The organism is Micromonospora sp. HK10 (assembly GCF_000982955.1).
Lineage (GTDB): Bacteria > Actinomycetota > Actinomycetes > Mycobacteriales > Micromonosporaceae > Micromonospora.
The window spans coordinates 1-5,823 of the sequence record NZ_KQ058761.1; the positions used below are offsets into that span (position 1 = coordinate 1).

At 70.4% G+C, this 5,823-nt stretch carries 3 protein-coding genes; 2 read left to right on the top strand and 1 reads right to left on the bottom strand.

From position 1 onward, the window contains the following. Nucleotides 1-30: 30 nt before the first annotated feature. Nucleotides 31-1,992 carry an asparagine synthase (glutamine-hydrolyzing) gene (asnB, locus tag LQ51_RS10000; protein WP_046564451.1) on the bottom strand — a complete coding sequence of 654 codons (1,962 nt, stop codon included), beginning with the start codon at nucleotides 1,990-1,992 and terminating at the stop codon, nucleotides 31-33. 110 nt (nucleotides 1,993-2,102) lie between these two features. On the opposite strand from asnB, the gene LQ51_RS10005 reads away from it, so the two are divergent. Continuing rightward, nucleotides 2,103-3,578, top strand: a complete 1,476-nt coding sequence (locus tag LQ51_RS10005) for an aminopeptidase P family protein (protein ID WP_046564449.1) — start codon at nucleotides 2,103-2,105, stop codon at nucleotides 3,576-3,578. A gap of 286 nt (nucleotides 3,579-3,864) precedes the next feature. Next, nucleotides 3,865-5,823, top strand: a complete 1,959-nt coding sequence (locus tag LQ51_RS10010) for a hypothetical protein (RefSeq protein WP_046564450.1) — start codon at nucleotides 3,865-3,867, stop codon at nucleotides 5,821-5,823.

Here is a 5,823-nt window from a genome sequence, read left to right on the forward strand (position 1 = left end):
CGTCCCCGGGGGCCCTCCGCCGCGTGCGGGTCAGCGCACCATGCTGCCGACGACGGGCTTGGTGAGCAGGGCGGACTGGTTGCGCTGGATGCCCGGGTCGAGGGTCTTGGCCACGAAGATGGCGTGCCAGATGCAGAAGATCAGCACGGTCCACACCTTGCGGGAGTGGTCCGCCTCCTCCCGCTTGTGCTCGTCCAGCAGCCGCATCGCGTACGACAGGTCGATCAGGTCGCCGGCGCCGGAGGTGGCCAGCACGTGCCGGGCCCACTCGTACATCTCGCCGCGCAGCCAGACCCGGGTCGGGGTCGGGAAGCCGAGCTTCTTGCGGTTGACGATGGCCGGCGGGACCACGCCCTGCAACGCCTGGCGCATCGCGTACTTGGTGGCCTCGGAGCGCGGCGGCAGCTTCAGGTCGACCGGGATGCCGGCGGCCACGTTGAAGACCTCCCGGTCCAGGAAGGGCACCCGCACCTCCAGCGAGTGCGCCATCGAGATCCGGTCGGCCTTGACCAGGATGTCGCCGCGCAGCCAGGTGTAGAGGTCGACGTACTGCATCTTGGTGACGTCGTCCAGCTCGGTGCACTCGGCGTAGATCGGGGCGGTGACGTCGGTGTAGCGGACCGAGGGGTCGTAGCGGCGCAGCAGGTGCTGCTTCTCCTCCTCGGTGAACATCCGGGCGTTGCCGTAGTAGCGCTGCTCGATCGGGGTGGTGCCGCGCTCCAGGAAGCTCTTGCCCTTCACGCCCTGCGGGATCGCCTTGGAGACCGCGCGCAGGCCCTTCTGCACGCCGCCGGGCAGGCCGTTGACGCCGCTGAGCGAGAGCGGCTCGCGGTAGATCGTGTACCCGCCGAAGAACTCGTCGGCCCCCTCGCCGGAGAGCACCACGGTGACGTGTTCGGCCGCCTTCTTGGCCACGAAGTAGAGCGGCACCAGCGCCGGGTCGGCCACCGGGTCGTCCAGGTGCCAGACGATCTTCGGCAGCGCGTCGATCATGTCCTGCGGCCCGATCTTCGTCGGGATGGTGGTGACGTCGAGGTGCCGGGCCGAGTCCTGGGCCACGTCGATCTCGGAGTAGCCGGGCACGTCGTACCCGACGGTGAAGGTGAGGATGTTCGGGTTGAACTCGCGGGCCAGCGCCACCACGGCGGTGGAGTCGATGCCGCTGGACAGGAACGAGCCGACCGGCACGTCCGAGCGCATGTGCATCCGGACGCTCTCCCGCAGCGTCTCCCGGATCTCCTGGTAGAGCTTCTGCTCGTCGGCGACCGGTGCGGGCCGGAACACCGGCCGGTACCAGCGCCGCACCTCGATCCGGCCGCCCGGGCTCCAGGTCAGGTACTCCCCCGACCCGATCCGGCTGATCCCCCGGTGCAGGGTGCCGGGCTCCGGGACGTACTGCAGGGTCAGGTAGTGGCTCAGGTTGGCGGTGTCGATCCCGGCGTCACCGGCGTACGCCGACTGGGCGAACGGCAGCAGCGCCTTCTTCTCCGACGCGAGGTAGAGCCCGTCGGCGGTCTCCAGGTAGTGCAGCGGCTTGATGCCGAAGTAGTCGCGCGCGCCGAAGGCCCGGCGCTCCTGCCGGTCCCAGATCACGAAGGCGAACATGCCGCGCAGCTTGGTGAGCACCTGCTCACCCCAGTAGTGGTAGCCGGCGACGATCACCTCGCCGTCGCCGTTCGTGGCGAACTGGGCGCCGAAGTCCCGGATCAGCTCGTCGCGCAGCTCGATGTAGTTGTAGATCTCGCCGTTGAAGGTGAGCAGGTAGCGGCCGCCCGCGTAGGGCAGCGGCTCGTGGCTGAGCGCCACGTCGATGATCGCCAGGCGCTTGTGCGCGAACACCCCGTCCGCGTACCGGCCGGAGGCGTCGCCGACCACCTCGACCCCGGTCTCGTCCGGGCCCCGGTGGTGCAGGCACTCCAGTGCGCCGGCGATGTGGTCGCGGTGGGCGGCGGCGTCACCGCGCGCGCTGAAGAAGGCCAGGAGTCCGCACATGAAGGCCATCTTTCCACGCCTCCGGAGCGGCCGTCGCGGCACCGCAGGCACTCCCCGCGGCCGCCCGCGCGATACCGTCTGGACCAGCGACGAGGCTCGAGGAGGACATCATGGCCGAGGAGCGGACGCAGCAGGGCAAGCCGGCGGACGGGACCGAGTCCCACGACCCGGACTTCCCGGAGGCCTTCCTGGCGTTCATGCGGCAGGGCTGGCAGGACACCGAACTGCCGGTCGGCCCCCGCCCGGAGGTGCCGAACTACGCCAAGCGGCGGGCCGCGCTCGCCGCTGCCTTCCCCGGCGAGACGCTGGTCATCCCCACCGGCACCGAGAAGGTACGGGCGAACGACACCGACCACCGGTTCCGGCCGGGCAGCGACTTCGCGTACCTGACCGGGGACCTGGAGCCGGACAGCGTGCTGGTGCTGCGCCCGGGCGGCGAGGCGATGCTGTACATGCGGCCCCGGTCGTCCCGGGAGACCGACGAGTTCTTCCGTAGCCGGCACGGCGAGCTGTGGGTGGGCCGCCGGCCGACGCTGGGCGAGAAGTCGACCGAGCTGGGCCTGCCCACCGCCGACCTTACCGGGCTGGAGGCGGCCCTGGCCGATCTGGCGCCGGGGCGTACCCGGGTGCTGCGCGGCTTCGACGCCGGGGTGGACGCGGCGGTGCGCCCGTACGACGGGGCCCGGGCCGACGGGCAACCGGGGCGGGACCGCGAGCTGGCCATCGCGATCTCCGAGCTGAAGCTGGTCAAGGACGAGTGGGAGATCGCCCAGCTCCAGGAGGCGTGCGACGCGACCGTGCGCGGCTTCGAGGACGTCGCCCGGGCGCTGCCGGCCGACCGGGGTGTCTCCGAGCGGCTGCTGGAGGGGATCTTCGCGCTGCGCGCCCGGCACGACGGCAACGACGTCGGGTACGGCTCGATCGTCGGCGCCGGCGAGCACGCCACGATCCTGCACTGGGTGCACAACCACGGTGCCACCCGCCCGGGTGAGCTGCTGCTGATGGACATGGGCGTGGAGAACCGCAACCTCTACACCGCGGACGTCACCCGGGTGCTGCCGGTCGACGGCCGGTTCACCCCGTTGCAGCGCCAGGTCTACGACGCCGTGTACGCCGCCCAGCAGGCCGGCATCGACGTGATCAAGCCGGGTGTGGCGTTCCGGGAGGTGCACCTCACCTCGATGCGGGTGCTCGCCGAGGCGCTGAAGGACCTCGGGCTGCTGCCGGTGAGCGTGGACGAGGCGATGGACCCGGCGTCGACGGTCTACCGCCGGTGGACCCTGCACGGGACCAGCCACATGCTCGGCATCGACGTGCACGACTGCGCCAACGCCCGCAAGGAGATGTACCGGGACGGCTCCCTGGCGGAGGGCTACGTGCTCACCGTCGAGCCGGGACTGTACTTCCAGCCGGAGGACGAGCTGGTCCCGGCGGAGCTGCGCGGCACCGGCGTGCGCATCGAGGACGACATCCTGGTGACCGCGGACGGTCCGGTGAACCTCTCGGCCGGCCTGCCGCGGCGCTCCGACGAGGTGGAGACCTGGCTGGCCGAGCAGCGCGAGGCCGGCCCCCGCCTGCCGGGCTGATCCGGGAGGTACGACCCGCGGCGGGCCCGCCGCCGGTGTTCGCGACGTTTGTCGTCGCCGGGCACCGGTGCCGGGCCCGTCGCTGTTTGCGCTCCCCCGACCCGTCCGCCCGACTGCGCGCCCGCCTCCCCGATCTGGGGCTAATGCGCGATTTTTTCGGATACGTCCACGTCGCGAGGATCCTTCTCATACGGTGTCGATCAGAGGCTACAACCGTTTTGTAGCTGGTCGCCCCACCTCGTGTGGTGCGGCCCCTTTGGTAGACACCGAAAGGGCGGAAGCTCTGATGTCCAACGACGTAACCACTTCCGACGGCGGGGCCCCGGTGCCGCCGCCGACGAGCAGGCGGCGAGCCCTCTGGGTGGCCACCGGCGTGGCCGGGCTGACCGGTGTCGTCGGTCTGGCGGCGCTCGGTGGCCTCGCCGCTCGGGACAACAAGTCCGACGACCCGAAGCGGGTCGCGGAGAACCACGCCGTAGCGCCGCAGAACGCGAGCGACGCCGGCAAGGCCGAGGACCGGGACAAGGGCGAGGAGAACGGCAAGGACCAGCACGGCCGGGACGGCAAGGACCACGGCTGGGGTGAGTGGGGTGAGCACGGCGAGGTGCGGGCGGTGCCGTGTGACGACGAGGAGCTGGTCGAGGCGATCGACCTGGCGAACCGGGGTCACGGCGGCACGCTGGAGCTGGCCGAGCACTGCACCTACGAGCTGACCTTCGCGGACAAGAAGTCGGGCACGGCCCTGCCGACGATCAAGCAGGACGTGACGATCAAGGGCAACGACTCGACGATCAAGCGGGACTCCGAGGACGCCTTCCGGCTGTTCCGGGTCGCCGACGGCGGCGAGCTGACCCTGAAGGACCTCACCGTCAAGGACGGCAACGCCGCCGAGTTCAAGTACGGCGGCCCGAGCGGCCCCGGTGGACCGGGCGGACCGGGCGGACCGGGTGGACCGGGCGGCCCCGGCGGACCGGGTGGACCGGGCGGACCGGGCGGGCCGGGTGGACCGGGTGGACCCGACGGTCCGGGTGGTCCCGGTGGTCCGGGCGGTCCCGGTGCTCCGCTGACCTCGGTCGCCCCGCAGGACGGTCCGGCGGCCACGACGCCGGCGGCCGCGGTGACCGCCACTGCCACGCTCGCCTACTCGCCGGAGCGCAAGGATGAGGGTGAGGGTGACGGTGGTGCGCTGCTGGTCGAGCGCGGCGGCAGCGCGCACCTGGTGCAGGTCAAGCTGACCGGCAACAACGCCGAGAACGACGGCGGCGCCATCGCCAACTTCGGCCGGGTCGACCTCAAGGACAGCAAGGTCCAGAACAACCACGCCCAGGGCGACGGCGGTGGCATCTTCAACGCCGGCCTGCTCAAGGTCAAGGACACCGAGATCACCAACAACACCGCCGGCGGCAGCGGCGGCGGCATCGCCAACGGCCACGACCACAAGCGCAAGGAACACGGCCCGAAGACCGCCAGCAGCCTCGACAGCGGCAAGGACTACTGGGTCAAGGGCCGCGACGAGGCCGGCACCGTCGAGATCATCGGCTCCCACGAAGGCAAGGACCGCGACAAGAGCCTCATCGAGGGCAACACCGCCGACCACAACGGCGGCGGCCTGTTCAGCTCCGGCGGCACCGTCACGATCTCCTTCACCACCATCAAGAACAACACCGCCTGCGACAGCGGCGGCGGCATCTACGCCAAGAACACCGACCTCAAGCTCGACCACGTCACCGTCGCCAACAACCACGCCAGCAACAACGGCGGCGGCATCGTCAACACCGGCGGCGAAGACAAGAAGCAGGGTCCGACCCCCATGCTCACGCCCAGCAAGGAACACGACAACCACGACCAGGAAGCCACCGCCACCATCAGCGACAGCTGGATCGTCGAGAACACCGCCGGACGCTTCGGCGGCGGCATCTTCAACGGCGACCAACACGTCCTGATCAAGGAAGGCTTCGAAGAAAGCCACTACGGCAAGGGCGACAACGCCACCCTGACCCTGCGCAACACCGAGGTCAAGGGCAACACCGCCCTCAACGGCGGCGGCATCTTCAACAACAAGGGCACGGTCACCCTGAACCGCACCCACGTCACGAAGAACACCGCCACCGACCCGTCCAAGACCCACCGCACCGCCGGCGGCATCCTCAACCTCGACGGCAAGGTCCGCCTCGACGACGAATCCACCATCACCAACAACGACCCCACCAACTGCGCCGGCACCGTCAAGGACTGCTTCAACTGA

Coding starts and splice junctions, on each gene's coding strand:
- asnB (WP_046564451.1), bottom strand. CDS start 1,992: ATGTGCGGACTCCTGGCCTTCTTCAGCGCGCGCGGTGACGCCGCCGCC.
- LQ51_RS10005 (WP_046564449.1), top strand. CDS start 2,103: ATGGCCGAGGAGCGGACGCAGCAGGGCAAGCCGGCGGACGGGACCGAG.
- LQ51_RS10010 (WP_046564450.1), top strand. CDS start 3,865: ATGTCCAACGACGTAACCACTTCCGACGGCGGGGCCCCGGTGCCGCCG.